At 62.3% G+C, this 26,854-nt stretch carries 25 protein-coding genes and 1 pseudogene; 9 read left to right on the forward strand and 17 right to left on the reverse strand.

Going from position 1 to position 26,854, the window contains the following annotated elements:
- The first annotated feature begins 44 nt into the window (after nucleotides 1-44).
- Both CUJ90_RS20385 and CUJ90_RS20390 read left to right on the forward strand, forming a co-directional pair.
- Complete coding sequence (locus tag CUJ90_RS20385; protein WP_114163809.1) at nucleotides 45-242, forward strand: excisionase; 198 nt, start codon at nucleotides 45-47, stop codon at nucleotides 240-242.
- A 50-nt stretch (nucleotides 243-292) separates the two neighbouring features.
- Entirely contained in the window at nucleotides 293-1,330 is a 1,038-nt protein-coding gene (locus CUJ90_RS20390; protein ID WP_244220103.1) for a phage integrase central domain-containing protein, read from the forward strand.
- 256 nt (nucleotides 1,331-1,586) lie between these two features.
- Here the strand turns inward: CUJ90_RS20390 and CUJ90_RS20395 are convergent, their stop codons facing one another.
- Complete coding sequence (locus CUJ90_RS20395) at nucleotides 1,587-2,504, reverse strand: LysR family transcriptional regulator (RefSeq protein ID WP_083086813.1); 918 nt, start codon at nucleotides 2,502-2,504, stop codon at nucleotides 1,587-1,589.
- Between the two features lie 345 nt (nucleotides 2,505-2,849).
- On the opposite strand from CUJ90_RS20395, the gene CUJ90_RS20400 reads away from it, so the two are divergent.
- Nucleotides 2,850-3,947 carry an IS5 family transposase gene (locus CUJ90_RS20400; RefSeq protein ID WP_073432981.1) on the forward strand — a complete coding sequence of 366 codons (1,098 nt, stop codon included), beginning with the start codon at nucleotides 2,850-2,852 and terminating at the stop codon, nucleotides 3,945-3,947.
- A gap of 374 nt (nucleotides 3,948-4,321) precedes the next feature.
- Here the strand turns inward: CUJ90_RS20400 and CUJ90_RS20405 are convergent, their stop codons facing one another.
- The 3 genes and pseudogenes from CUJ90_RS20405 to CUJ90_RS20415 form a co-directional block, all read right to left on the reverse strand.
- Nucleotides 4,322-4,759: a response regulator gene (locus CUJ90_RS20405; RefSeq protein WP_114163811.1), complete on the reverse strand. Its 438-nt coding sequence runs from the start codon at nucleotides 4,757-4,759 to the stop codon at nucleotides 4,322-4,324.
- 173 nt (nucleotides 4,760-4,932) lie between these two features.
- Nucleotides 4,933-5,283: a hypothetical protein gene (locus CUJ90_RS20410; RefSeq protein WP_083082456.1), complete on the reverse strand. Its 351-nt coding sequence runs from the start codon at nucleotides 5,281-5,283 to the stop codon at nucleotides 4,933-4,935.
- Between the two features lie 398 nt (nucleotides 5,284-5,681).
- Nucleotides 5,682-6,105 (reverse strand): annotated as a pseudogene (locus CUJ90_RS20415) (response regulator transcription factor); the annotation flags it as partial.
- A 402-nt stretch (nucleotides 6,106-6,507) separates the two neighbouring features.
- Between CUJ90_RS20415 and CUJ90_RS20420 the strand changes: the two are divergent.
- Complete coding sequence (locus tag CUJ90_RS20420; RefSeq protein WP_073430140.1) at nucleotides 6,508-7,812, forward strand: MFS transporter; 1,305 nt, start codon at nucleotides 6,508-6,510, stop codon at nucleotides 7,810-7,812.
- A gap of 140 nt (nucleotides 7,813-7,952) precedes the next feature.
- On the opposite strand, the gene CUJ90_RS20425 is transcribed toward CUJ90_RS20420, so the two are convergent.
- From CUJ90_RS20425 to CUJ90_RS20445, 5 genes are all read right to left on the reverse strand, one after another.
- Nucleotides 7,953-8,225, reverse strand: a complete 273-nt coding sequence (locus CUJ90_RS20425; RefSeq protein WP_114163812.1) for a hypothetical protein — start codon at nucleotides 8,223-8,225, stop codon at nucleotides 7,953-7,955.
- A 64-nt stretch (nucleotides 8,226-8,289) separates the two neighbouring features.
- Nucleotides 8,290-8,721: a DoxX family protein gene (locus CUJ90_RS20430; RefSeq protein ID WP_073430142.1), complete on the reverse strand. Its 432-nt coding sequence runs from the start codon at nucleotides 8,719-8,721 to the stop codon at nucleotides 8,290-8,292.
- 148 nt (nucleotides 8,722-8,869) lie between these two features.
- Complete coding sequence (locus tag CUJ90_RS20435) at nucleotides 8,870-9,331, reverse strand: RbsD/FucU family protein (RefSeq protein WP_073430143.1); 462 nt, start codon at nucleotides 9,329-9,331, stop codon at nucleotides 8,870-8,872.
- Between the two features lie 76 nt (nucleotides 9,332-9,407).
- Nucleotides 9,408-9,758, reverse strand: a complete 351-nt coding sequence (locus CUJ90_RS20440; protein WP_235004897.1) for a hypothetical protein — start codon at nucleotides 9,756-9,758, stop codon at nucleotides 9,408-9,410.
- 28 nt (nucleotides 9,759-9,786) lie between these two features.
- On the reverse strand, nucleotides 9,787-10,155 hold the full coding sequence (locus CUJ90_RS20445; RefSeq protein WP_114163813.1) for a nuclear transport factor 2 family protein: 369 nt from the start codon (nucleotides 10,153-10,155) through the stop codon (nucleotides 9,787-9,789).
- 152 nt (nucleotides 10,156-10,307) lie between these two features.
- Between CUJ90_RS20445 and CUJ90_RS20450 the strand changes: the two genes are divergently transcribed.
- The 4 genes from CUJ90_RS20450 (at nucleotide 10,308) to flhC (ending at nucleotide 13,381) form a co-directional block, all read left to right on the forward strand.
- Nucleotides 10,308-11,165, forward strand: coding sequence for a helix-turn-helix domain-containing protein (locus CUJ90_RS20450; protein WP_244143178.1), 858 nt, complete (start codon nucleotides 10,308-10,310; stop codon nucleotides 11,163-11,165).
- Nucleotides 11,166-11,248: 83 nt separating this feature from the next.
- Nucleotides 11,249-11,785 (forward strand): GNAT family N-acetyltransferase, encoded by a 537-nt coding sequence (locus CUJ90_RS20455; RefSeq protein ID WP_073430146.1) that lies wholly within the window; start codon nucleotides 11,249-11,251, stop codon nucleotides 11,783-11,785.
- 691 nt (nucleotides 11,786-12,476) lie between these two features.
- Nucleotides 12,477-12,797, forward strand: a complete 321-nt coding sequence (gene flhD, locus CUJ90_RS20460) for a flagellar transcriptional regulator FlhD (RefSeq protein WP_073430147.1) — start codon at nucleotides 12,477-12,479, stop codon at nucleotides 12,795-12,797.
- A gap of 14 nt (nucleotides 12,798-12,811) precedes the next feature.
- Nucleotides 12,812-13,381 carry a flagellar transcriptional regulator FlhC gene (flhC, locus tag CUJ90_RS20465; protein WP_073430148.1) on the forward strand — a complete coding sequence of 190 codons (570 nt, stop codon included), beginning with the start codon at nucleotides 12,812-12,814 and terminating at the stop codon, nucleotides 13,379-13,381.
- 145 nt (nucleotides 13,382-13,526) lie between these two features.
- Here the strand turns inward: flhC and CUJ90_RS20470 are convergent, their stop codons facing one another.
- The 6 genes from CUJ90_RS20470 to CUJ90_RS20495 form a co-directional block, all read right to left on the reverse strand.
- A complete protein-coding gene (locus CUJ90_RS20470) occupies nucleotides 13,527-14,855 on the reverse strand; it encodes an Nramp family divalent metal transporter (RefSeq protein WP_114163814.1) in 1,329 nt (442 codons plus the stop codon).
- A 67-nt stretch (nucleotides 14,856-14,922) separates the two neighbouring features.
- On the reverse strand, nucleotides 14,923-16,125 hold the full coding sequence (locus tag CUJ90_RS20475) for an acyl-CoA dehydrogenase family protein (protein WP_114163815.1): 1,203 nt from the start codon (nucleotides 16,123-16,125) through the stop codon (nucleotides 14,923-14,925).
- A gap of 60 nt (nucleotides 16,126-16,185) precedes the next feature.
- The gene (locus tag CUJ90_RS20480) at nucleotides 16,186-16,842 is read right to left on the reverse strand and encodes a methionine ABC transporter permease (RefSeq protein ID WP_073430151.1); all 657 of its coding nucleotides are present in this window, start codon (nucleotides 16,840-16,842) and stop codon (nucleotides 16,186-16,188) included.
- Nucleotides 16,835-17,992 (reverse strand): methionine ABC transporter ATP-binding protein, encoded by a 1,158-nt coding sequence (locus tag CUJ90_RS20485; RefSeq protein ID WP_114163816.1) that lies wholly within the window; start codon nucleotides 17,990-17,992, stop codon nucleotides 16,835-16,837. The genes CUJ90_RS20480 and CUJ90_RS20485 overlap by 8 nt, the downstream gene beginning before the upstream one ends.
- A gap of 13 nt (nucleotides 17,993-18,005) precedes the next feature.
- Nucleotides 18,006-19,412 carry an LLM class flavin-dependent oxidoreductase gene (locus tag CUJ90_RS20490; RefSeq protein ID WP_114163817.1) on the reverse strand — a complete coding sequence of 469 codons (1,407 nt, stop codon included), beginning with the start codon at nucleotides 19,410-19,412 and terminating at the stop codon, nucleotides 18,006-18,008.
- Nucleotides 19,413-19,454: 42 nt separating this feature from the next.
- On the reverse strand, nucleotides 19,455-20,294 hold the full coding sequence (locus CUJ90_RS20495; protein ID WP_114163818.1) for a MetQ/NlpA family ABC transporter substrate-binding protein: 840 nt from the start codon (nucleotides 20,292-20,294) through the stop codon (nucleotides 19,455-19,457).
- 478 nt (nucleotides 20,295-20,772) lie between these two features.
- On the opposite strand from CUJ90_RS20495, the gene CUJ90_RS20500 reads away from it, so the two are divergent.
- Nucleotides 20,773-21,873 (forward strand): IS5 family transposase, encoded by a 1,101-nt coding sequence (locus CUJ90_RS20500; protein WP_073432307.1) that lies wholly within the window; start codon nucleotides 20,773-20,775, stop codon nucleotides 21,871-21,873.
- Nucleotides 21,874-22,028: 155 nt separating this feature from the next.
- On the opposite strand, the gene CUJ90_RS20505 is transcribed toward CUJ90_RS20500, so the two are convergent.
- Nucleotides 22,029-23,609: an efflux transporter outer membrane subunit gene (locus CUJ90_RS20505; protein ID WP_114163819.1), complete on the reverse strand. Its 1,581-nt coding sequence runs from the start codon at nucleotides 23,607-23,609 to the stop codon at nucleotides 22,029-22,031.
- 13 nt (nucleotides 23,610-23,622) lie between these two features.
- Nucleotides 23,623-26,808 carry an efflux RND transporter permease subunit gene (locus CUJ90_RS20510; protein WP_073430156.1) on the reverse strand — a complete coding sequence of 1,062 codons (3,186 nt, stop codon included), beginning with the start codon at nucleotides 26,806-26,808 and terminating at the stop codon, nucleotides 23,623-23,625.
- Nucleotides 26,809-26,854: the final 46 nt, after the last annotated feature.

Here is a 26,854-nt window from a genome sequence, read left to right on the forward strand (position 1 = left end):
GCACAGCAAATTCTCGAAACCATACGCAAACATTAGGAGGTGAAATGAAAATCAGGTTGGATGAGTGGCTGAAACGCGAGTTCGATCCTCCGCCGGCGATCCGTACAGCGCGCCTTTGGATCAACGCGGGAAAAATCTTTCCCACGCCGATCAAGGTCGGGCGCTCTTACTACGTCGAACAGAACGCGGTCTTTCAGGACGGCACGGTTCGCCCACGTCTTGCACAACGAATTCCACAATAACTATGGCAGCACGACCACGCATTCGGCGCCGTGCCAACTGGCCGGCCAACATGCACGAACCACGCCCTGGCTATTACACCTGGCGCGACCCGCGTGACGGGAAGACGTATGTCCTCGGGCGCATCGACCTCGCACTCGCGATCTTTGAAGCGCAGGAGGCGAACGCCAAGGTAGTGGCTGGCAAAGTAACAACGAGCCTTGCTGAACGGCTGGACACGCCGCGCGAGACTATCGGCGATCTATTGGACAAGATGCCCGTTGGCAAGGCAAAGCCCGAGACGGTGCGCCACAGGAAGTACGTGGATTCCGCGATTCGCGACGAGATCGGGAAGGTCCCGTGCGCGGCCCTGACGACGAAACACGTCGCCGACATGCTGGAGAAGGTGGAAGCGCGCGGCAAAATGCAATGGGCTGTTCACATCCGCAGTCGCATGCGCGCCGTGTGTCGCCGAGGGATGGCACTTGGCTGGATGGACAGGAACCCTGCCGACGCCACCGACAAGGCAAAAGTTACGGTGAAGCGCCGACGACTGACGTTCGAGGAGTTCCAGGCGATCTACGAGAAGGCGCCGCAGGTGGCTCTATGGCTGCAAAATGCGATGCTGCTGGCACTTGTTTCCGGGCAGGACCGTTCCACGATAGCGCGCTGGGAGCGCAGCTTCCAACAGGACGGCCATGCAGTGCTGACGCGTGGCAAGACCGGCGTACGCATCGCGATCCCGCTTGAATTGCGCATGGACGTGCTCGGGATGTCGCTCGCCGACGTAATCGCGCGCTGCAGGTCCACGGGGATCGTCAGCAAATACCTGGTCCACCACATCAGGCCAAACGTAAACGCGCCCAAAGGCGCTGCGATCAAGATCAAGACCTTCACGTCGAAATTCAAGGAAGCACGCGACCTCGCCGGCATCACGGGCGACGACGCGCCGACCTTCCACGAAATGCGCAGTCTGACGAAACGACTTTACATGGAACAGGGCGGCGTCGACACCAAAGCGCTACTCGGGCATATGACAGACGCGATTGCTGACCTGTATGCAAATTCACGTGGCCTTGAACCTCTGAAGGTGAAGATCAGCAAAAGGTGACCGGGGTAAGGGCGCTGGTATCAGACGCATATCGATCGTCACACAGGTGAACCATGATTGTGCCGCATCTAGGGTCCCACTTCGACCCACAAGGGACGGCCAAATCTTCAAAAAACGGACACCCCGCAAGCGCGCGCAACCGCGCACCGTTACTCAATGGGGCACATGAACAGAAGCAAAGACGCACCCTTAAAGGGTCCAAAGGTTTGACTGGGGCAATGCAGGGCGATCCGACGTTGAACAGAAGGCGTGCAATCTAACCCAGCTTCCCAAAAAATCGTTCAACCAGATCGGGCTTGTCTAGTTGTGCTATCCACCATTCCAAAGCATGCCCTATTTTGTCTTCGCGCCAGGCCAGGTAGCAATTTGTGTATTCGCGCACGCCCACAACGCGTCGCACCACGAGTTTCCCTTCGCGTATCGGCCCTTCCGCTACGCGATCGGGCAGCATTCCGACAGCGATACCTTCGCACAATGCTTCAACCTTGGCCCCCAGTGTCGGGACGACAATTACGATCTGTCCGTTATGTTTGGCCACGGATTGAGGTCGCAATTGGCGAGATGTGTCACTTATAACAACACCCCGGTATCTTGCGATCACCCCGCTATCCAACGGCTCTGGGAAATCGGCGAGTGGGTGGTCTGGTGCAACGACGAACACGTGACGGAGCGTGCCGATTGGCCGGGCTGCGATATTGGACGCATGCGGCGGCTCGCCAAATGCGCCCACGGCCAGGTCGGCGCGCTGGGTAACCAGCGCGTCCCATACCCCCCCAAGCACCTCGGTGGAAAGGCGCAACTGGGTAACCATCTCTAGATCATAGAAAGCGCGGACATGTGACCACAACGCTGCGGAGGGCAAGATAGCATCCAGGCATATTCGCAGCTCAGATTCCCAGCCGTCCTGTATCCCCTTCGTTTTGACTTCCAGATCCCGGGCGGTCCGCAGAAGCTGACGCCCCTCATTGACAAGAAAACGACCAGCCTGCGTGAGTTTTGCTCGTCTGCCGCTGCGATCAAAAAGCTCGACATCGATCTCGCCCTCCAATTTCTGCACGAGATACGTGAGGGACGAAGGAACGCGATGCAACGATTCGGCCGCTTCAGCAAATGTGCCGGTGCGGTCGATCGCGTCCAAAACCTCAAGAACTTCAAACGAAAGGCTTATCGCCATAGGAGCTTACGTCCTCAAGGTATTGCTAACAATTTGCAGCAGCGCTTTCGCGCTCTTATGCATGGGTTCACTCGGGGGCGGTTCAGGACAGGATTGATGCAGTCTTGCAAGCAAATTCTCTCGGCTGCACAGCCGCGGCCAATTGAATCGACAGGGCCCGCAACGGTGCGCGAGTCTAAGCTATTTGACACCGTTGGCATACTGTTGCGTGACTGCCGCGCATAACGGGAGTCACACCCGTCGAATTGTCAACGACCTAGCAGGCTGCTGAAGTATCGGCGGTAATGTCATCGCTGAAGGCCCCTGAAGCGTTGATGGAAGACCCCCACTTGCCCCTTGGAGATCATGCGCGGCGCCGACACATTCACCGAGAGTTTGTTTTCCATGCGCAAGCTGGACGACTTCGTTCCGAAGTCGCATCCGTTGCGTTCGATCCGGGTGATGGCGAACGAAGCACTGGTGAAGATGGATCGGTTGTTTGCCGGGATGTACGAGGCCGACCTCAAGGGTGGGCGGCCGAGCATCGCGCCGGAGAAGTTGCTGCGAGCCATGCTGATCCAGGTGCTCTACAGCATCCGCTCGGAGCGCCAATTGATGGATCAGGTGCAATACAACCTGCTGTTTCGCTGGTTCATCGGCCTGGCGATGGATGACGAGGTTTGGGTACCGACGGTCTTCACGAAGAACCGCGAACGCCTGATCAAGCATGATGCGGTGATCGAATTCTTCAACGAAGTGGTGGCGATCGCTGAGAAGAAGTGCCTGCTCTCGGGAGAGCACTTCAGCGTGGACGGCACGCTGATCCAGGCGTGGGCGGGGCACAAGAGCTTCGTGCCCAAGGACAGTGACGATCAGGACAGCGACGGCGGCAACGCAGGCGACTTTAAAGGCGAGAAGCGCAGCAACGAGACGCATGAGTCCCGGACCGATCCCGATGCACGGCTCTATCGCAAAGGCAATACGGCCAGCGAATTGCGTTACATGGGCCACACGCTGACCGACAATCGACATGGTCTGGTGGTCAACGCGTGCGTGACGCGCGCTGACGGGCACGCCGAGCGCGAAGCGGCCAAGGTCATGATCAACGACGCGCGGCAAGCGGCAGAAGATGCGAGCGCAGAAATCACGCTGGGCGCAGACAAGGGTTACGACGCACAGGAATTCATCGAGGCGTGCCAGCAGATGAAGGTCACACCGCACGTTGCGCAAAACACCTCGGGGCGGCGTTCATCCGTGCCCGATACCATTGCCTCGAGCGTGGGCTACGCCATTTCGCAGCAAAAGCGCAAGTTGATCGAACAAGGCTTCGGGTGGGCCAAGACCGTGGGGCGCATGCGCCAGGTGGTGGTGCGCGGGTTGAAGAAAGTGGACCAGATGTTCGTGTTGAACATGGCTGCCTACAACCTCGTGCGCATGCGCTCACTGACACAAGTCCGTCTGTAGCAGCGAAAAACGCGGCAATGAAGCCAGAAATTGGCCTCAAACTGCCGAACAAGCGTGGAATTCACGTTGAAATTGCACAATGCGATAAACCTTGTGGCGAGAGCCGCGTAAGTGCAGAAAGACTGCTTCTGTCGGACTGTATTTCAGCAGCCTGCTAGGTGACCGTGTCGAATGTCTCAAACTGGCCGATTCCCGTCTTATGCAATTGGCATACGTCGCCCGCCTCGAAGGCCTCGGGCGGCCGGCGGCACGCGACCCATCGCGGCCCTTCGGGCCGAGCGTGGTGAATGACCGGTCCCAAGGTGTAGACACGTTCGAGTGATGCCAGAAGTCGCTTGAAATAGTCGGTTCGCGCGGCCTCAAGCGCGGCGGTGCTAGGCCCAGTACTTGAGAGCTTCCGCAGGCCACCTGCATAGCGGCGCGGCCCCGCAATGCGACCGAATCGAGTTATTCCCCAGGCGCTTTGTCACGAGAGAATCGACCGTCGCGGCGAGCGTTTCGATATCTACGGGCTTGCGGAGAAAAAAATTCCATAGTCCAGTTCTATCTAACGGCGGCGACCGCGCCGACGTCATGACGATCGGAATCAAGGCCAGTGCCGGATAACACTTCAGCTGCTCACATAAGACGTCCCCGTCCATGCGCGGCATGTTCCAGTCGGTGACAATTACATCAGGAAGGCAATGACCTGCCATTTCCAGCGCCGATTGCCCATCGCCCGCGAGCACAACGTGATGGCCCCGTCCCTCCAAGGCAACCTGAAGAAGCCACAACGAATCGGGGTCATCGTCAACAATCAGGATGATAGACATAGCGAGAGCCCAGTGAGGCTCCCTTTTTTCAGCAACTGCTATGCCGCCCCGAACGTCGCTTCGGTTCTTTGAAATCCCGAGAGTCAGCACAGAATCTCCCCCTGAACCTCGAATGGCGTCCATCCGGTCGCTATGTGGGGTTTGTGAGGCCGCGCGGCTGCGATTAAATAGGCCTAGCTCCGCTGCAACTCGTCTTCGCAGGCTGCATAGATCTTGCAGACAACTGGTGACCAGTAGTCCAACCGCCAGCCATCGGTGAACAGTTGCGCGAGAAAATACGAATCTGCAAACATGGGGAACCCTGCAAAACCCAGTGCTACCTTTTCCGATAGGGCGCCGAGGTGAACGCAGTCCGTCCAGTCGGCTCGGGCTCCGTTGCCGTTTAGCCAGATGCTCAGCAACTCCTCAACATGAACGGTTCGCATCCAACCGCTTGTGCGCGCTCGCGCGACCAGCTGCCCCACCACCAGGTAGCAGAGCAGTTCAGCGCGGGCCTGGTCGTCAAGGTTGCTCAAATAGATCATCCGTGTTCGGTGTCGCGCCGGTTGAGTCCGTGCCTCGTAGTCTACGTCACCAGGTCGGTCGCAATGCGACCAAGGGTCCTACCAAAATGCCCGGCCCGACCTTGTCAACAGCGTCGGCTTGCTCGGGACCCACCACATTATCCTCCGCCAATGATGTCGTTACCTTGTCAAGGTGCGACTGTCAGGTAGCTCGGCGGAAGCTGACGTTCACTCGCCGATCCACGAAACTTGGCAAACGGCAGTAAATGGCCGGACGGCGACGCACACCAATCAGATTCGCAGAGCAGGCCTCCGCAACGCCCACAAACCACTCCCGAGCGCAGCGAATCGGAACTGGGAGTTTTGAACGAATTTTGAACAAATATTAAACAGCCCCTGCTGGGTAAGGCTTTGCGGGCGACGGGAAATGTCGAAATGGTACGGCCCCACGTCGAAACTCGCCACGCTGGAGCGATCGGGATACGCGCGCCGCAGCAGCGCTCCGACGCGCTCCCGGAACTCGGCTGGGCGCAGCGGCAACGCGACGTAATCGTCCGCGCCGCCGGAGAGGGCTCGCACCATGCTTTCCTCCGACGTCTCCCGCGAGGCGAAGATGACCGGCAACCGGTCGCCGCCGACCGCCCGCACCGACCTCAGCACCTCCGCACCGGACAGGCGCGTGCCGTGCCAGTCCAGCACCAGCAGATCCACGGTGGAACGGGCGAGCGCTTTCGACATGGCAAGGCCGTCATCGTAGGCCATGCACGTATGGCCCGCGCTGAGAAGAACTGTTTCGATGGACTGACGCATGACCGGGTCACGCTGAAGAATGGCAATGCGCATGGGGGATGACTCTTAACTGATAGCTCGGACGCGATTCTCAGAGGCAGGCCCGTTCCATCCCATAGGAACAATCCTAATTTACATATCTATCGACGCCGCCCGACAACTCCATCCCGCAACTCCTACAAGCTGCCGCAACGTTTCCCAGTGCGCAGAGCCGGAACTCCGTGGCGAAAACGCCCGTCCCCGCGGAACTTTTCTCAATCGAATTAAGCACTTCCCGAGGCGAGCGACTTTCATCCTGTAAAATCCCCGCCTGGCCAAAGTCGTCATCGCGCCCCCTATCCGGGCCGGCGCGCCGGTGTCCCGTGCTCTACCCAGCGCCTACCACACTTCTCGCCCGACGACCGCCGTATTTCCACGCGCCACGTGTGGCTCACCATTCAAGACAACGACATAGCAATGCAAGCGACAAATCTGGGTGGAGCGCAGGCTGCCACCCCACGCCCTCTTGGGCGCAGCGATTACAAGACGCTCGGCCTCGCCGCCCTCGGCGGAGCGCTCGAGTTCTACGACTTCATCATCTTCGTGTTTTTCGCGCCGGCGATCGGTCAGCTATTCTTCCCGGCCGCGATGCCGGAGTGGCTGCGCCAGGTGCAAACCTTCGGGATCTTCGCGGCGGGCTATCTGGCGCGGCCGCTCGGCGGCATCATCATGGCGCACTTCGGCGACCTGTTCGGCCGCAAGCGCATGTTCACGCTGAGCGTGCTGCTGATGTCGGTGCCCACGCTGATGATGGGCCTCCTGCCCACCTACGCGAGCATCGGCGTGCTGGCGCCGGTGCTGCTGCTGTTGTTCCGCGTGATGCAAGGCGCGGCGGTAGGCGGCGAAGTGCCGGGCGCCTGGGTGTTCGTCTCCGAGCACGTGCCGCAGCGGCATATCGGCTATGCATGCGGCACGCTGACGGCCGGTCTTACGGCAGGCATCCTGCTCGGCTCGCTGATCGCCTCGGCGGTGAACCGCAACTTCGCGCCGGCGGAGATCTCCGCGTATGCGTGGCGCCTGCCGTTCCTCGTGGGCGGCGTGTTCGGCATGTTCTCCGTCTACCTGCGCCGCTGGCTGCATGAAACGCCGGTCTTCGCCGAACTCAAGCAGCGCAAGGCGATCGCCGCCGAAGTGCCGCTCAAGGCCGTGCTGCGCGACCACGGCCGCGCCGTGATCGTCTCGATGCTGCTCACGTGGATGCTGTCGGCCGCGATCGTCGTGGTAATTCTGATGACGCCGACGCTGCTGCAAAAGCAGTTTCATGTCGCGCCGGCCACCGCGCTGCTGGCGAATTGCGTGGCGACGCTGTGCCTGACGATCGGCTGCGTGATGGCGGGTTCGATCGCCGGCCGCATCGGCGCGGGGCGCACGATTTTCATCGGCGGACTCGCGCTGGCGGTCACGTACTACGTGATGTTCCAGCAACTCGCCGTCGATACGTCTGCGCTGGTGCCGCTCTACGCCGCGGCCGGCCTGTTTGTCGGCGTGATCGGCGCGATTCCGTTCGTGATGGTCAAGGCGTTTCCGCCCGTCGTGCGGTTTTCGGGCATCTCGTTCTCGTATAACGTCGCCTATGCGGTGTTCGGCGGCCTCACGCCGATCGCCGTCTCGCTGATGATGAAGTCCAACCCGATGGCCGCGCCGCTGTATGTGGGAGCGATCTGCATTCTCGGCGCATTGACCACGCTGTTTATCAAGGACGCAGCGCCGCAAGCTCGCTGAGCGGGGCTGGCGGTCGACGCGACTCGATCCGTGAAAAAAACGACCCCCGCGATGCGCGCGCATCGCGGGGGTCGTTTTTCAATGGCAAGGCTGCGGCAACACGACGGAGCGGCCAAAGAACCGCTGCGCCGCCCCGCGGCTTACAGCGACGCTTCCTGAATCGTGCCGGTATCGATCGCGCGTTCGATCAGCCCTTCGTTTTGCGCCTTCGTGATCGCATCGGCGATCAGCTTGTCGGGCTCCTCGATCTCCGCCTTGAGCGTGCCGATGAGGCCGGACGCATCCAGCACGACGAGTGTTTTCGCCGAATCAGCCAGGCTGATGATGACCCGATGAGGCGTGGGCCCTTCGCCGAGGCTCGCGCACAACTGCATCACCTTGCCGCCAATGGTTTGCTCGAAACTCTGAATCATTGTTTGCTCCCTTGGTTGCAGCCAGAATCGATGGCGTCGGGCGCCCGCCGCCCGGGCTCCCGTATCAGAGCCCCAGCCCGCCGCGCGGCGCACGTGCGCCGTCGATGCTGATACGGCCCGCGCCGGTCACGAACAGCAGCAGGAAGCCGCCGGCGATTCCGATGTTCTTCCAGAAATGGATCACCATGTCGCGCTGCAAGGCCGGATCGGTGACGTTCCAGAAATCGTGGCCCAACACCGCCGTCGCCACGGTATAGACGGCCATGATCACGGCAAGCGGACGCACCTTGAAGCCGACGATCAGCAAGAGGCCGCCGAGCGCCTCGACCACGGTCGCGATCGGCGCGGCGATCTGCACGAACGGCACGCCCTTCGAATGCAGGTAGCCGACGAAGCCCGCATAGCCCAGCAGTTTCATCACACCGCCCCACAGAAACAGCACGGCAAGGGCGATACGTGCGATGAGGATAACGCCGGAATCGACGGGACGCGCCATGAGAAGCTCCTATAAATGAATAAGCAGCAGACCCGGTCAGGTTGCCGCAGTTCCCCGCCTTGCACCTGAGGATATGTGCATTACCCGCCTTTTCCAAGCTCGGGCGGGGCCGAGCGGCGCGGCGCCCGCTGTATTGGAGCGCAGGCGATTACCGAGGCGCATCCGGCGCAAGCAGCACGCCCTTGGTGAACACGAAGCAACCATAACCGCGCTCCTCGCCCGTGGCGATCACGCAATAGGCTTTGCGCGCCCGCTCGTAAAAAGCGAACCGTTCAATCGACGCAAACGGCACCTCCCGCCCTTCCGCGGCATTGACCTCGGTCTGCGCCTCGCGCTGCACCGCCGGAATCGTCTGCGGCTCGCCGACCACTTCCATCCGCGAGGCGGGATGTTCGATGAACGTATCCAGCGGCATCACCGACAGCACCGCGCGAATCGCGCGCGGCGCGCTCACGCCGTCGAGGCGAAGCAGGTTGCCGAGCACACTCTCGCGGGCGACCGAATCGCCCGGAAAGTTCGCGTCGCAAATCACCAGTTCGTCGCCATGGCCCATCGAGCGCAACGCATGCAGCACATCGGCATTCAGCAGCGGGTCGAGATTCTTCAGCACGGTGTCTCCTTGTAGTTCGATTGGCGGCTGGCCGCCCGGTTTTAAACAACAGTCGATTCTTTATGCAGCGACCGCTTCACGCCCGCGTTCGGGTCTCGCCGATACGACCGGCGCTCGACGAGAACGGAACAGCGCCGCGGATTGCATTCGGGCGATCGATTGTAGCAAGCAACTTTGCGTCCATCCGCGCAAAGCCGCGCGAGACGCCGCACCGCCACCGCAGCCAGCCGACCAGCGCCAGCAGCACGAGGCCCGCGCCGCCCAGCACCGGCTCGCGCCACGCGAGCAAGGCGGTGAACGTGAACGCGCGCGCGCCGGCGAGCAAGGCGAAACCGGCGATGGCGCTGCACAACGCGTCGACGGCGCACGACAGGCGCGCGAACGCGACGACGGTTCGGACGGCCGTGGCGGCAGCGGGCTCAAGCATGATCGTCTCCGTGAAAAGATGACGCCGGTCAGGCCGCGGCCGGCGCCTGGTCGAGGAAACCGGTGACCGCCTGCAGGCGGCCATGCGCATCGACCACGCCGAAATCGGAACCCTTGACGATCGCCTCGCCCGCGGGCGTGGTCAGTTCCCAGGAAAAACGCAGCCGGTTCGCGAAGCCGTCGACCTCGGTCGTGCGGCGAAACGTGTGATGCGGGAAGCGTTCATGCACCGCGCGGATCATCGCGTCGATGCCGTCGTGGCCCGCGCCCGCCAGCAGCGGATCACGATAGTCGGCATCCGCGGCCCACGTCGCGGCGATCAACTCGCGACGGCGCGCGCCATCGGTTTCATTCCATGCGTCGAAATAACGGTCGATCAGATCGGTATGCGCATTCATCTCAGACTCCTTCATGGGTAGCGACTGAGCACTACGCTCGGCAAACACGTTGTATGCGGCGGGCTCGGAGTGAAGATTGGCGGCTCGCGCGCGGCGCGTCGATTACGTGCGAGGTAATGGATTGCCAGCGCGGTTTGGCTATCATCGTTGGCATGAATACGCTCTCTCTTGCGCAAACCGCCCCGTCGACTCCGCCGACGGCCAGCCGCACGGTCGGCGATCTGCTGCGCGAATGGCGGCAGCGGCGAAGAATGAGCCAGTTGCTGCTCGCGGCCGAGGCCGATATTTCGACGCGGCATCTGAGCTTCGTCGAATCAGGCCGCGCGGTGCCGAGCCGGGAGATGGTCATGCATCTGGCGGAACGGCTCGACGTGCCGCTGCGTGCACGCAATGCGCTGCTGATCGCGGCGGGTTATGCGCCGTTGTTCCGTGAGCGTCCGCTCACCGATCCCCAGTTGGCCGCCGCGCGCGAGGCCGTCGAACTGGTGCTCAAGGGGCACGAGCCGTATCCGGCGCTCGCCATCGACCGTCACTGGACCATCCTTGCCGCCAACAGCGCGCTCGCGCCTCTGGTGGCGGGCGCAAGCGCGGAGCTGCTGAAGCCGCCGGTCAATGCGCTGCGCCTGAGCTTGCATCCGGAGGGGATCGCGGCTTCCATCGTCAACTGGCATGCCTGGCTGGAACATGTGCTGGCCCGGCTGCAACGTCAGATCGACGTAAGCGGCGACGACACGCTGAGCGCGTTGCGCGACGAGTTGGCGGGCTATCCCGCGCCGCCTGGCGCGCAGGCGATCGACCCCGACCCGGCCATCAATCAGATTGCCGTGCCGCTGCGGCTACGCACGCCGCTTGGGCTGCTGTCGTTTTTCAGCACCACCACCGTATTCGGTACGCCGGTGGACGTGACGCTATCGGAGCTGGCGATCGAAGCGTTTTTTCCAGCCGACCAGCAAACCGCGGCGGCGTTGCGCGAGTTTGCCGAAAGCCAGCGCGCCCAGGCGGCGCCTTAGTCGTGGTTTGATCCCGCAACACCGCCGAAACCGGGCAATGCGCGCCGGTCACGACCACCCGATTCGAACAACCGTTCACGGAGATGCACTTGAACAATCACGCCGTGCTGATACGCCAACTCGCACTGGCCGACCGCGACGCCTACTTCGAACTTCGCCTGCGCGGACTGAAGGCGCATCCGGAATCATTCGGCCAAAGCTACGCGGACGCGCTGGCAAGAGGCGCGGCGCAACACGACGCCATGTTGGAAGGTTCGCGCGCGGCCGACGGTGATTTTCTGCTGGGCGCTTACGCATCGGCCGGCGCACCGCTCGTCGGCGTGGTCGGAATGCGGCGCAACCCGCGCGACAAGGAGCGGCACAAAGCCGCCGTGGTCGGCATGTACGTCGCGCCGGAAGCCGCTGGGCGTGGCGTTGGGCGCGCGTTGCTCGACGAGTTGCTGGCGCGTGCGGCGCGAATAGAAGCTTTGCGGCAAGTCCAACTCATGGTCGGCAGCCGCAACGAGACGGCGCGCAAGCTCTATGAGTCGCTCGGCTTTCGGAAATACGGATGCGAAGTCGCCGCGCTGAATGTCGACGGCGTATTTCACGACGCCGATTTGATGGCGCGGTTCATGTGAGCCGTCGCTGTCTCGAACCGGCGGCGCGTGATCTGACCTCCTCTTGCCCTAACAGACCGGCTACGGCTGACATCCAGGCCAGGGCGAATGGCCCGTCATGGACGGCCGACGCGGCCGCTGTTCCCGGCCCCGCAGTCGAGCAGGTTCGACCGGCCGGCCCCAGGATGTTACGAAAAAAGTTACAAACTCGGCCTGGTTTGTAACCAGGGCCGCGACGATCTGTTACATCTGTGATTTGTCCCCCACCTCCGAAAACGTGCGGTATTTATTACATCTCAGCAGCTCGCCCTTCTGCTTTTTCTTTTCCAGGCGCGCTTAAATCGGCGAGATCGCCCCACACTTATCGTGTGCTCAGACGAAAGCTTACAAGTCCTGTTCTATAAGGGTTTTCAGGGACCAGACGAAGGTCGCCCCACCCCAAAAATGTGCATAACGGCTTCTATTACGAGCCCGTGAAAAAATTACCTGAAATTGATGTATCTTTTTAGCGATATTTTTTCGAGAAGGGATTGATTTCTTGTTTTGCCCTTCATACAATTCGTCCCAAGCTGTTACGAAATGTAACGCGATGTATCAAAAAGTCGCCATCTGTATCAAGACATGTAGCCGGAGGTCATCGTTTCCGGCGAGGCATAAAAGAGAAAACGGCAAAAAGCCGGCATGGTAATTCGGGGCTTCGGAAACAGAGAAAATGGACCGTAGCAGCGAGACGCTGGATTCAATCCGCGAGATCAACTTGTCGTACATCATGCTTGCGCAGCGCATGTTGCGCGAGGACAAAGCAGTCGGGATGTTCCGGCTGGGACTGTCATCGGAACTGGCCGATCTGCTTGGCGGGCTGTCGCTCGCGCAGGTCGTCAAGCTGGCCGCTTCCGATCAGCTTTTGTGCTTCTTCCGCTTCAACGACCACGCCATGTTGTCGGCGTTGACGCAAACCACGAAGCACGCAGCAGTTGCTCCGACTCACGCGGCAATCCTGCTTGCGGGCCAGCCCGCCGAGCAGTTCGCTTAATCGAGGTGACTGCGATGCTCAAGCGTAGCCTGACGGAAGACGCACAAGAAGTATTCCGCGCCATCGCGCTGATCGAACTCGGCGCCCGCATGCAGGTGCTGGAGAGCGAACTGACGCTCTCGCGCGACCGCATGATTCGCCTGTACCGCGAGGTCAAGGGCGTATCGCCGCCCAAGGGCATGCTGCCGTTCTCGGCGGACTGGTATATGACGTGGCTGGCGAACATCCACGCATCGTTGTTCTACAACACGTACCTGTTCCTGAAGAACGAAGCGCGTTGCTCGCATCTGGATGCGCTGACCAAGGGCTACCGGCTGTATCTCGAACACTGCAAGCACAGCGAAACCGAACCGGTGCTGGATTTGACGCGCGCCTGGACGCTGGTGCGTTTCTTCGACGCCGACATTCTGCAGTTGACCAAATGCTGCCGTTGCACCGGCAAGTTCGTCGCGCACAAGCACGACCTGCAACACAACGTGGTGTGCGGCGCGTGCCAGCCGCCGTCGCGCGCCGGGAAGACGAAGAAAGCCGCAGCGGCCCGCCAGGAAGCGCTCGACGCAGCGCAGATCGCGCAAGCCGCCTGAGCCGAACTGAATCGACGAGGGCTGGTCCGCCCGACTCGAAGCGAAGCCTGAGAAAAAAGTCCGCCGTTACGAGCGGACTTTTTTTGTCACAGCCACCGCCACCGGCACCACCACGGCTACCACCTCAAGCCGCCCCGGCACCGCCTCAATCCACCAGCCCAACCGTCTGCACCACCAGCCACAAGTTCGCCGCGCTGATCGCCACGAACAGCATCCACGCCAGTAGCCGCGTCGGCAGCTTGTTGGCGAATTCGCCCATCAGCGAACGGTCGCTGGTCATGCGGATCAGCGGATAAAGCGCGAACGGCAATTGCAGGCTCAACACCACCTGGCTTGCGACCAGCAGTTTGCCGACCGCGCCGTTGCCCATCATCTGCACGCCGATCAGCGCGGGGATCAAGGCGAGCGCCCGCGTAATGAAGCGCCGTTGCCAGCACGGAATTTTCAGGTTCAGAAAGCCTTCCATGATGACCTGCCCGGCCACCGTGCCCGTAAAGGTCGAGCTTTGTCCCGAGGCGAGCAAGGTGACGGCGAACAACACCGCCGCCAAACCGGTGCCGACGATCGGCGCGAGCAGTGTGTAAGCGTCTTCGATCTCGGTGACCTGATCGTGGCCGGTCGCATGAAACGCCGCCCCGGCGAGAATCAGGATCGCCATGTTGATCAGCAGCGCGAGCACCAGCGACACGATCGTATCGATGCGCGACATGCCGATCGCCGATCCGATGCTCGCGGCGTCGCGCTTCACCGCGCGCGTCTGCACGATCGACGAATGCAGGTAGAGGTTATGCGGCATCACGGTCGCGCCGAGAATGCCGATCGCGAGATACATCGGCTCGCGGCTGCTGAGCGCCTCCCACGACGGAATCAACCCTTGCGCGACCGACGGCCAGTGCGGCTGCACCAGCGCCAATTCGATGACGTACCCCACGCCGATGGTCGCGATCAGGCCGAGCATGATCGCTTCGAGGTCGCGGAAGTTCTTGCCCTTCAGGCCGAGCACGATCAGCGTATCGAACGCGGTCAGCAAGACGCCGGTGGTCAGCGAGCATTTGAACAGCAGATGGAAGGCGAGCGCGCCGCCGAGCACTTCGGCCAGATCGCAGGCCACGATCGACACCTCGGCGAGCAGCCATTGAACGCGCGCCACGGCCGGCGAATAACGCGCTCGCGACAACTGCGCAAGATCGCGCCCGGTGACGATGCCGAGTCGCATGCTCAGGCATTGCAGCACCATCGCCGCGAGGCTCGACAACATGACGACGAACAGCAGACTGTAGCCGTAGCGCGATCCGGCTTCGATATCGGTGGCCCAATTGCCCGGGTCCATGTAGCCGATCGAGATGAGCAGGCCGGGGCCGGCGAATTGCAGGATTTTTTTCCAGAAAGGCGCGCCTTGCGAGACGGCGACCGAGCCTTGCACCTCGGATGGGCAAAACGGCGCCGTTGCGGTAGTCGGGAGTTTGAACTGCAAGTCGGCAATCTCTTGAAGGGGGATAAACCGCGGCGCGTCATAACGGGGACGGCCGCCGCGAACCGCCTCAAGTGTACAAAGAAACCTCCGGCAATGTCCCGCTCAGTGCATAACGGCCGACGTCACGCACACGATAGTCGAGCGGATCGTGCAGCGTATGCACGCGAGCGTTGCGCCAGAACCGGTCGAGCGCGAGCGGAGCATGCGTGGCGCGAGCGCCGCAGGCGTCGAACAGTTTTTCGCTGACGTCGAGCGCGGCGCGATGCGCCAGGATTTTCGCCTCCGACGTGGCGAGCGCGACGTGCGCGCGGGCTTCCGCGGAAAGCGCCGGACCTTGTTGCCACGCGTCCTCGAGTGCATAAGCGGCGCGGGTCGCCAGCGCTTCCGCGCTCACCGCTTGCAGGCGCATCTCGCCGAAACGCTGGATCAGGTAAGGATCGTCGGTGGCCTTGTCGACGCCGGAGCTGATCCACGGCTTGCCATGCTGATTGACGTAGCCGCGCGCTTCCTCGAGCGCACCTTGCGCGATGCCCACGAACAGATTGATCAACACCTGCTGCGAAACCAGCGTGCGCAAACTCGCATACGGCGTATCGGCGCGCACGAGCACCTCATGCGGCTCGACCCTGACCTGCGCGAAGGACACGCTGCCGCTGTCGGTCTGCCGCTGACCGATCGGATTCCAGTCTTCGTGGACGGCGATGCCCTCGCGCGTGGTCGGCACCACGGCGAACACCGGTTTGCCGCTGGCCGGATCGTGCGCGGAGACGGTCATCATCCGCGAGCCGCGCGTGCCCGAGCAAAAGCCCTTCTGGCCGTTGAGAAGAAAGCCGCCGTCGCCGCTCGCGCTCGCGACGAGCCGCGTGTCGAGCGGATTGACCGCATTGCCCCACCACCAGCGCCCTTCCACGGTGCCGCCCAGATAGCGTGCGCGTTGTTCGGGGTTGCCCCATACATTGACGCTGACCACCTGCAAGCAGGTAAAGCCCAACAGATGCGCCAGCGCACTATCGACCGCCGCGATCTTGCGAATCGTCTCGTAGATGTCGGGCCAGCGCGCGCCGAGCCCGCCGAATTCGCGCGGCACGGCAAGCGTGAGCAGTCCCGCGTCCGCGATCCATTGTTTTTCCCGGGCTGCGTGACCGCCGTCGCGATCGCGCTGCGCGGCGCTGGCGCGCAATGCGTCGAGCAAGCCGGCGAGATCGCGCACCACGGGCGCGGCGCACGCCTGCTGCGTTTGCAGCGCCTCGGGATGACGGGGTTCGTTCATGCAATGTCCACGTGAAAAGGTTTGACGAGCGACGCGAGCATCATAAGCGCAGTCCGGCCGTCACGCGCGCTGCGCCAACCGTCGCACGAAGCGGTCGCCAACGAACTGCACGGCCGTCACGATGACGATCAGCAATACGATCACCGTCACCATCACCGTGGTATCGAAACGCTGATAGCCGTAACGGATCGCCAGATCGCCGAGGCCGCCTGCGCCGACCGCGCCCGCCATTGCCGACGAGCCGATCATCGCCACCACCGTGATCGTGAAGCCGCCGAGAATGCCGGGAAGCGCTTCAGGCAGCAGCACGTGCCAGATGATGTGACGCCGTTGCGCGCCCATCGCCTGCGCGGCTTCAATCAAACCGCGGTCCACTTCGCGCAGACTCACTTCGGCCACGCGCGCAAAAAACGGAATCGCGGCGATGCTGAGCGGCACGATCGCGGCCCATACGCCGATCGTCGTGCCGATCAGCAAGCGCGTCAGCGGCAGCAGCGCGACCAGCAGAATGATGAACGGCGTGGAGCGGAACACGTTGACGAGCGCGCCGAGCGTGCTGTTCACCGCGCGCTTTTCGAAGATGCCGCCGCGTGTCGTGGTCACCAGCACCAGCGCCAGAGGAATGCCGGCCAACGCCGCGACGAACGCGGAGACGCCGACCATCACGACGGTGTCGCGAATCGCGTCCGCGAGTTCCGAGAGCCAGAGATCAGACATAGCCGAGCACCTCGACGTGATTGGCGTAGCCGCGCGCGCGCTCGACGAGCGTCGCGATCTGCTTTTGAATCGTGCCGTGCGCATTCGCGCGCACTTGCGCCGACACGACCAGACGCCCTTGCGCATGCCCCTGAATCCTGTCGATGCCGCCATGCACGAAGCTCACGCGCCCACCTTCGACGCTCAGCGCCGAAGTCAGCCCGCCGAGATCCGGCTCGCGCGCATCGGCTCCGGTGAAACGCACGTCGAGCAGAATCCGCGCATCGGTCTGCGCGATGTCGTGCAAAGGCTTGATGCGTTCAGCGAGATCCGCGGGCAAGTCGTGCACGAGCGTGCGCAGCAACGCGCGCGTCGCATCGTGCCGCGGATCGCCGAACACGCGCCACACCGGTCCGCTTTCCACCACTTCGCCGCGCTCGATCACGGCAACCGTATCGCAGACTTCGCGAATCACCTGCATTTCGTGGGTGATCAAAACGATGGTGAGGTCGAGCCGCCGATTGATATCGCGCAGCAACGCGAGAATCGCCTGCGTCGTTTCGGGATCGAGTGCGGACGTGGCTTCGTCGCAAAGCAGAATCTGCGGATCGGTGACGAGAGCCCGCGCGATGCCGACGCGCTGTTTCTGACCACCGGAGAGGCTCGCCGGATAAGCGTCGCGTTTGGCGGACAGGCCGACCAGTTCGAGCAGCGCGTCGACTTTGGTCTCGATCACCGCTTTCGGCGTGCCTGCGATTTTCAGCGGCAACGCAATGTTCTCGCGCACTGTTTTCGCGGAAAGCAGATTGAAGTGCTGAAACACCATGCCGATGCGCCGCCGCAATGTAACAAGGCCACGTTCGTCGAGTTCGCCGACGCTCACGCCGTTCACGCGCACGCTGCCTGAACTCGGCTTCTCCAACCCGTTCACGAGCCGCAGCAGCGTCGACTTGCCCGCGCCGCTGCGGCCGATAATGCCGAACACTTCGCCGTGCGCCACGTTCAGCGTAACGTTCGACAGCGCCGCAGTCGGCACGCCGCGTGCATGAGTGAAGGTCTTGCCTACGTCGTCGAATACGACGGCGGCTCGCGTCGCCTGATGCGAACCGTGATTCGATGCGAGGGACGGCGCGTCTTCAATGAACTGCGGCACGTCGAATAGATTAGCCATTGCTTCGCTCCTCTCAGGCATTCACTGCGCTCGGCAGGTGGTGTCGCGCATGACGCCGATGCCTGGCGCCGGCATGCACGTCGGGCAGCCGCGCTCGGCCGGCGCCGAACAGCTTTTCGCGCAGCGTCGGCGCGGCATCGTAATCTTCCTTATAGACGCCGCGGTTCTGCAACTCCGGCACGACCAGATTCACGAAGTCCTCGAACGATTCCGGCATCACCGTGCGTGTCAGATTGAAACCGTCGACACCCGCTTCCTCGATCCACGACACCAGTTCGTCCGCGATCTGCTGCGGCGAGCCGACCACCGGTTTCGCGCGGCCGCCGAGCGTCATCTGTTCGAGTACCTTGCGCTTGGTCCACACGCCGCTCACGCTCTTTTTCGAAATAGCTTCGACGGCGGATTGCATCGACTCGGTCTTCACATACGAGATCGGCTCGTCCAGCTCGTATTGCGAGAAGTCGATGCCGGTCGAACTGGAGAAATGCGCGAGGCCGCCTTCGGCACTCGCATAACGCCGGTACTCGTCGAACTTCTCCCGCGCCGCGCGTTCCGTTTCGCCGACGACAACCGTGATGCCCGCGAAGATTTTTATATCGTCCGCGGCACGCCCGTAGCTCACCGCGCGCGCGCGGATGTCGTCGACAATGGAGCGCGTGAGCGGCTTGTTCTGCCCGCCGACGAACACGCATTCCGCGTGACGTGCCGCGAAATCGACACCCCGGCTCGACGAACCCGCCTGGTAAAGCACCGGCGTGCGTTGCGGCGACGGCTCGCTCAAATGAATGGCGTCGATCGAATAATACGGACCGTCGTGCTTCACGCGATGCACCTTGTCGGGATGCGAGAAGATGCGCGCCGCGCGGTCGCGCACCACCGCATCGTCTTCCCAGCTTTGCTCCCACAGCTTGTAGACCACGTCCATGTAATCGTCGGCGCGATCGTAGCGGTCGTCGTGGCTGATCTGCTGCGCGAGCCCCATGCCGCGCGCCGCGCTGTCCAGATAGCCGGTGACGATGTTCCAGCCCACCCGGCCCCTGGTCAGATGATCGAGCGTCGACATGCGGCGTGCGAACAGATACGGCGGCTCGTAGGTCAGATTCGACGTGACGCCGAAACCGATATGCCGGGTCACGTGCGCCATCGCGGGCACGATCAGGGACGGATCGTTGATCGGAATCTGCACCGATTCGCGCAACGGCGTGTCCGGGCCGCCTTGATAAACGTCGTAGACGCCGACGATATCCGCGAGAAAGATGCCGTCGAACTTGCCGCGCTCCAGTGTTTGCGCAAGACTCGTCCAATAGTCGAGATCGGTGTAATGCGCGGAGCGGTCGCGCGGATGCGTCCACAAGCCATGATTGATATGACCGACGGCATTCATGTTGAACGCGTTCAGCAGAATCTTTTTCTTCGCCATCGTGCGGCTCCTTTCTGTTCCGGCCACGCCTAACCGCTTTCGTTACCAGGCGACGGCGTAAAGCGTGCCGAAGGCTTTGTCGAGCGCGGCGCGCACGGCCGGCGAATGCTGATAGATCGCGATGAACTTGCGGATACGCGGATCATTCGCGCTTTCCGGACGCACGACCCACTGGATCGCGTAGTTCTTGTTCTCCAGCCCGTCGAACAGCAGCGCGCTATTCGGATCGGTGGTGCCCGCGAGCTTGATGAAGCTCGGGTAGCCTTGCGCGAGGTCGACGTCGTCGAGCGAACGAGCCAGTTGCGAAGCTTCGAGCTGCACGATCTTCAGGTGCTTCGGGTTGTCGATGATGTCGAGCGTCGTGGCGCGATAGTCGATACCCGGCGTCAGCTTGATGAGGCCGGCGCGTTGCAGCAACAACAGCCCGCGGCCGCCATTGACCGGATCGTTGGCGATCGCGACGGTGGCGCCGTTCTTCAATTCGTCGAAGCGCTTGATCTTCTTCGAGTACAGGCCGATCTTCATGATCGTGCCCGGCGCGATCGCGACGAAGTTATAGCCGCCCTGCTTTTTCGCGTTCTCCAGAAACGGAATGTGCTGGAAGTAGTTGACGTCGATATCCTTGTTGGCGAGCGCCGCGTTCGGCGTATTCCAGTCGGTGAACTCGATGATCTTGACGTCGAGTCCCTGCTCCCTGGCTTCGCGCGCGGCAACTTTGAGCGCCTCGATTTGCGGGCTGGTGGCGGTGCCGATCTTCAGCGTGGGCACATCCGCCGCGAATGCCGACATGGCGGACAACGTCAGCGCGAGACCGAATGCGCCGAAAAGCGTGCGAGCCGGCGCATTGAAAGAGCGCAGCAATGTGGATAGAGAAATGCGCATGGTGAACTCGTAAAGTCGTGACGTATCGGTTTTGAGGCGAGCCGGTCCAACGGCACGCGGCGACGCATGCCGGAGAACATCGGGCAACGGAAATCCGCGACGCGCGGCTTAGCCCGCGCGTGGCAGTGACAGGAAGCGCCAGTCGGTCAGCGCGAACAGCGGAAAGTCGGACAGGTCATCGCCTCTCTCCAGATGAGGTGCGGCCCATGATAGAGGCGGCGAAACCAGTGGTCTACGAAGGGATTTTCGGAAGGAAAGCGGGAAAAATGATTTGGCGGGACGTTGTGGGGAATAGAACCGCTAAAAAGCGCCGTCGCGCTGCTACCCAAACAAAAACGCCGGGCCGCGCAACCGCGCGCCCCGGCGTCCACCACTAACAACTGATCTAACAGGCCGGTGAAATACCTCATGTAGCGGTCATCCGGGACGCAGGCGTAAACGTTGAACTGATGTCATCAATGAGAGCGAGATGGAACGGATGCGTGGGCCAGATGGTTTTACCGAGTCAATGTTCACGGTGTTGAAGCTGGACGATTTTGTGCCGAAGGACCATCCCTTGCGTCCGATTCGCATCTGGCTCAATGGCGCGCTTAAACGCATGGACGATGTGTTCGCGCGGATGTACGAGGCTGACGCGAAAGGAGGTCGGCCGAGCATCGCGCCGGAGAAGCTGGTGCGAGCTCTTTTGCTGCAGGTTCTGTATTCGATTCGTAGCGAGCGCATGCTGGTGGAACAGATTTCCTACAACATGCTGTTCCGCTGGTTCGTCGGCCTGCCGATGGACGGGACCGTGTGGGACCACTCGACGTTCAGCAAGAACCGCGACCGGTTGCTCGAACACGATGTGCTGGTGTTGCTGTTCAACGAGACAGTCGAGACCGCGCGCGAGCGCGGATATCTTTCTGGGGAGCACTTTAGCGTCGACGGCACGTTGATTCAGGCATGGGCCGGGCATAAGAGCTTCGTGCCGAAGGCAAGTCCAGACGAAGACGACACGCCTCCTGACGAACCGCCAGCGCCGAATGACAACTGGCACGGACAGAAACGCAGTAACGAGACGCACCAATCCACGACGGACGAGCAGGCACGCCTGTTTCGCAAGAGCAAAGGAACCGGAGCGATGCTCTGTTATATGGGCCACGTGCTGACAGACAACCGGCATGGCCTGGTGGTCAACGCGCAGGTGACGCTGGCGACGGGCACCGCCGAGCGCGACGCGGCCGAGCTGATGCTTGCCGATGCCGCAAGTGTTGCGCCGCTCGGCATCACAGTCGGCGCGGACAAGAACTACGACACCGCCGGTTTCGTGGCCAGTTGTCGAGCGAACCGTGTGACGCCGCATGTGGCGCAAAACGATGGGCGTCCAGGAGGTTCAGCAATTGACGAGCGAACTACGCGCTGGCCGGGCTACGCGGTCAGCCAGCAAAAACGTAAACGCATTGAACAGGTGTTCGGATGGGGCAAGACAGTCGGGCGAATTCGACAAGCGATGTATCGGGGACTTGAACGCGTAGACCAGCTCTTCGTGCTGACGCAGGTCGGCTACAACCTGACGCGTATGCGCACACTTGCCGGTTGAGGGGCTGGAAGCAATGGATAACACCGATATGGTGAACCCCCGAGTAACGCCGAATGCCCGCAATCGTGTTCCGCGTTTCAAAAGTGCAAACCCAGCATCCGTCGTAATGCATCTGAGCGCATCAACGACGGATATTTCAACGGCCTGCTAAACACCTACCGCTTCGCTACCTGTTCCGTCACCGCGGGAGCAGAAGCAGAAGCAGAAGTAGCAGCAGCAACCGCACCCGAAGCCGGCGCAACCGATCCCACCGCGGCATCCGGCGCCTTCACATCGCTCCATCCACCACCCAATGCGCGAATCAGATTAACCGTCGCCACCGCCTGCGTGCCCGACAAATGACTCGCCTGTAGTTGCGTTTGGAGCACCTGCCGCTCGCCGTCGATCACGTCCAGATAGCTGACCGCGCCCTCGGTGTACTGCGTGCGCGACAGATGCGCCGCGCGCTGCGATGCTTGCACCGCATTGTTCTGCTCGCGCATCTGATCGTCGAGCAAACGCAGATCGGCCAGGTTGTCCTCCACCTCGCGGAACGCCACCAGTACCTGCTGACGATATTGCGCGACGTCCTCGTCGTACTTCGAGCGAGCTTGCGCGAGGTTCGCCTTGCGGCGGCCGCCGTCGAACAGAGGCAAGGTCAGCGCCGTGCCGGCGAACGGCCCGAGAATGAACGCACGGCTCGACCACATGAACAGATCGCCCAAGGTCGCCGACTCATAACCGAATGCGCCCGTGATATCGAGCTTCGGGAAGAACGCCGACTTCGCGAGACCCACCCGCGCGTTCGCCGCCGCCATCGCCCGCTCCGCCGCCGAAATATCCGGCCGGCGTTCGAGCAGGGCCGAAGGCAAACCAGGCGGCACGCGCACCGTGACCGGCGCAAGCGGCGCTTCCGCGAACGAGAAATCCGCCGGCGGCTTGCCGAGCAGAATCGCGAGGCTATGCTCGGACGCCGCCCGCTGACGCGCCACGCCCACCGCATCGGCGCGCGCGCTGGCCAGTTCATTGCGGGCGCGCGACACGTCCAGTTCGCTGATATCGCCTTCCTTGAAACGCCGTTCGACCAGCTTCAGCGTGTCCTCGCGCAGCGCCACGGTGCGGCGGTATAGATCCTGATCCGTGTCGAGTTCACGCAGTTGAAAATAGTTCTGCGCGACGTCGGCCTGCAACGACAACTGCACTGAACGGAACAGCGCTTCGCTTTGCTGCTCGTCCGCTTGCGACGCGTTCACGTTGGAACCGACGCGCCCGAATAGATCGGCTTCATACGACGCGCCCACCTGCGCGCGCCAGATCGTGCCCGTCGTACCGCCCGCGCTGGCCGGCTGGAATTGCGAGGCCGCCGAAACGCGCTCACGCGTCGGGCCGAAGCCCGCGTCGAGCTTCGGGAACCAGTCCGAGCGCGCTGCCCGCGTCACCGCGCGCGCCTGTTGCACGCGCGCCGCCGCTGCCTTCAGATCCTGATTCGCGGCGGCCGCCTGCTCTTCCAGCGCGTTCAACTGCGGGTCACCGAAAATCGTCCACCATTGGCCGCGATGCGCGTCGTCGGCGGGCTGGGCCTGCTTCCACGTGCCCGTGTCCTGTGCCGAAGCGGCAGGCGTTTCCTTGAACGCGGCCGGCGTATCCACCTCCGCCCGCTTATACGTGGGCTCCACCGAGCAGGCGGCGAGCAGCGCGACCAGCAAACCGCTGGTAGCAGCCCGACCCCACCCGCCCAAAGATTCAAAACGTTTCATTATTGTTTTCTCCTCAAGCGTCCGTCACCGGCGCGCCATAGTGCGGCGCATCCTTCTGCGCGACGTGAATCGTTCCGCCGGCCAGCGTGCGCAGCACCACATAGAACACCGGGGTCAGCATCAAGCCGAACAGCGTCACGCCGAGCATGCCGAAGAACACCGCGATACCCATCGCGTGACGCATTTCCGAACCCGCCCCGCTCGACAGCACCAACGGCACCACACCCATGATGAACGCGATCGACGTCATCAGAATCGGGCGCAGACGCAAGCGGCTCGCTTCGATCGCCGCCGAGAGCGGCGTGTGTCCGTCATGCTCCAGTTCGCGTGCGAACTCGACGATCAGAATCGCGTTCTTCGCGGACAAGCCCACCAGCACCATCAAACCGATCTGCGTGAAGATGTTGTTGTCGCCCTGCGTGAGCCACACGCCGGTCAGCGCGGACAGCACGCTCATCGGCACGATCAGGATCACCGCGAGCGGCAGCGTCAGGCTTTCATACAGCGCGGCGAGCACGAGGAACACGAGCAGCACGCTGATCGGGAACACCCACAAGCCCGCATTGCCGGCGAGAATCTGCTGATACGTCAGGTCGGTCCATTCGAGCTTCACGCCATGCGGCAGGACTTGCGCCGCGACGCGTTCGGCCGCCGCTTGCGCCTGGCCCGACGAGAAGCCCGGCGCGGGTCCGCCGTTGATGTCGGCCGCCGTATAGCCGTTGTAACGCACCACCATTTCCGGACCATACGTCGGCGTCACCGCCACCAACGACGACAACGGCACCATGTCGCCCGCCGTGTTACGCGTCTTCAGTTGCAGGATGTCGTCGGCGCGTTGACGGAACGGCGCGTCCGCCTGCACCCGCACCTGATACACGCGGCCAAAGCGGTTGAAGTCGTTCACATACAGCGAGCCCAGATAGATCTGCATCGTGTTGAACACGTCCGTGACCGGCACGCCGAGTTGCTTGGCCTTCACGCGATCCAGGTCGACGTTCAATTGCGGCACGTTGATCTGATAGCTGGAGAAGGTCGGGCCGAGTTCAGGTGTTTGCGCCGCCTTCTTCACGAAGGCCTCCGCGGCCTTGTTCAACTCCGCGTACCCGAGCGCGCCGTGGTCCTCCAACTGCATCTTGAAGCCGCCGAGCGTACCGAGACCGAGCACCGGCGGCGGCGGGAACACCGCCACGAACGAGTCCTTGATCGCGCCATATTGCTGATTCAACGCACCGGCAATCGCACCGGCCGAGAGCTTCTTGTCGCCACGCTCCTTGAAGGGCTTGAGCGTCACGAACACGATGCCCGCGCTCGAACTATTGGTGAAGCCGTTCACCGACAAACCAGGGAACGCCACCGCGCTTTCCACGCCGGGTTGCTTCAGCGCGATAGCACTCATGTCGCGGATCACTTTTTCCGTGCGATCCAGCGATGCGCCGTTCGGCAATTGCGCAAAGGCGATCAGGTACTCCTTGTCCTGCGCCGGCACGAAACCGCCCGGCACGACACGCGAGACCAGCACCGTCAGGCCCACCAGGACCGCGTAGACCGCGAGCATGGCGCCCTTACGGCGCAGCACGCCGGTCACGCCGCGGCCATAGGCCGTCGAGCCGCGATGAAAGACCTTGTTGAAGCGCTTGAAGAAGCCGCCCAGCAAGCGATTCATCACACGCGTAAGGACGTCTTCCTTCGCGCCGTGGCTACGCAGCAACATCGCGGAGAGCGCCGGCGACAACGTGAGCGAATTGAATGCCGAGATCACCGTCGAGATCGCGATGGTCATCGCGAACTGCTTGTAGAACTGGCCCGTCAAGCCGGTCATGAAGGCGAGCGGCACGAACACGGCGACCAGCGTCAGCGCAATGGCGATAATCGGCCCGCTCACTTCCTGCATCGCCTTGTACGTCGCGTCGCGCGCACTCAGCCCGTTTTCGATGTTCCGCTCGACGTTCTCCACCACCACGATCGCATCGTCCACCACGATCCCGATGGCGAGCACCATGCCGAACAACGACAACGCGTTGATCGAGAAGCCGAATGCGAGCAGCAGTGAAAACGTGCCCACGATCGAGACCGGCACCGCGATCAACGGAATGATCGACGCACGCCATGTCTGCAGGAACACGATCACGACGATCACCACCAGCGCGATGGCTTCGAGCAGCGTATGCACGACCGCCTCGATGCTCGAACGCACGAACTGCGTCGGGTCGTAGACGATCTTGTATTCGACGCCCGCCGGCATGTCTTCCGCGAGTTCCTTCATCGCGGAGCGCACTTCATCGGAAATCGCGAGCGAGTTCGCGCCCGGCGCCTGGTTGATGGCGAGCGCCACCGCCGGCTTGTTGTCGAGCAGCGAACGCAGACCGTATTCGGAAGCCGCAAGCTCGACCCGCGCGATGTCGCGCAGGTACGTCACGCCGCCATCCGGCGCGGTCTTGACGATGATGTCGCCGAATTCGCCCTCGGTCTTTAGCCGACCGCGCGCATTCACCGACAACTGCAACTGCGTGCCCGGCACCGAAGGCGATGCGCCGATCACACCGGCCGCCACCTGAACGTTCTGCTCGCGGATCGCATTGACCACTTCGGTCGCCGTCAAACCACGCTGCGCGACTTTCTGCGGATCGAGCCACACGCGCATCGCGTAGTCGCCCGAACCCCACAACTGCACCTGGCCCACGCCCTGAATCCGCGCCAACCGATCCTTGACGTTGAGCAGCGCGTAGTTGCGCAGATACGTCATGTCGTAGCGATTGTTCGGCGAGATCAGGTGGACCACCATCGTCAGCGTCGGCGAACTCTTGATGGTCGTGATGCCGAGGCGTTGCACGTCTTCCGGCAGACGCGGCAGCGCCTGATTGACGCGGTTCTGCACCAGTTGCGTCGCGAGGTCGGGATTGGTGCCGAGCTTGAAGGTGACCGTGAGCGTGAGATTGCCGTCGCTATTCGCTTGCGACTGCATGTACAGCATGTTCTCGACACCGTTGATCTGCTCTTCGAGCGGCGCGGCGACGGCCTCCGCGATCACTTTCGGATTCGCGCCCGGATACTGCGCGTGCACCACCACCGACGGCGGCACCACTTCCGGGTACTCCGAGATCGGCAGCTTGAAGAGCGCGATGATGCCGCCCAGCAGAATCAATACCGACAGCACGCCGGCAAAGATCGGCCGATCGATGAAGAATTTGGATATGTTCATGGGAAGCTCTTAACGTTGGAGCACGCGCCGCGCGTGTCTAGCCGCG

This window comes from Paraburkholderia terricola, assembly GCF_003330825.1.
Lineage (GTDB): Bacteria > Pseudomonadota > Gammaproteobacteria > Burkholderiales > Burkholderiaceae > Paraburkholderia > Paraburkholderia terricola.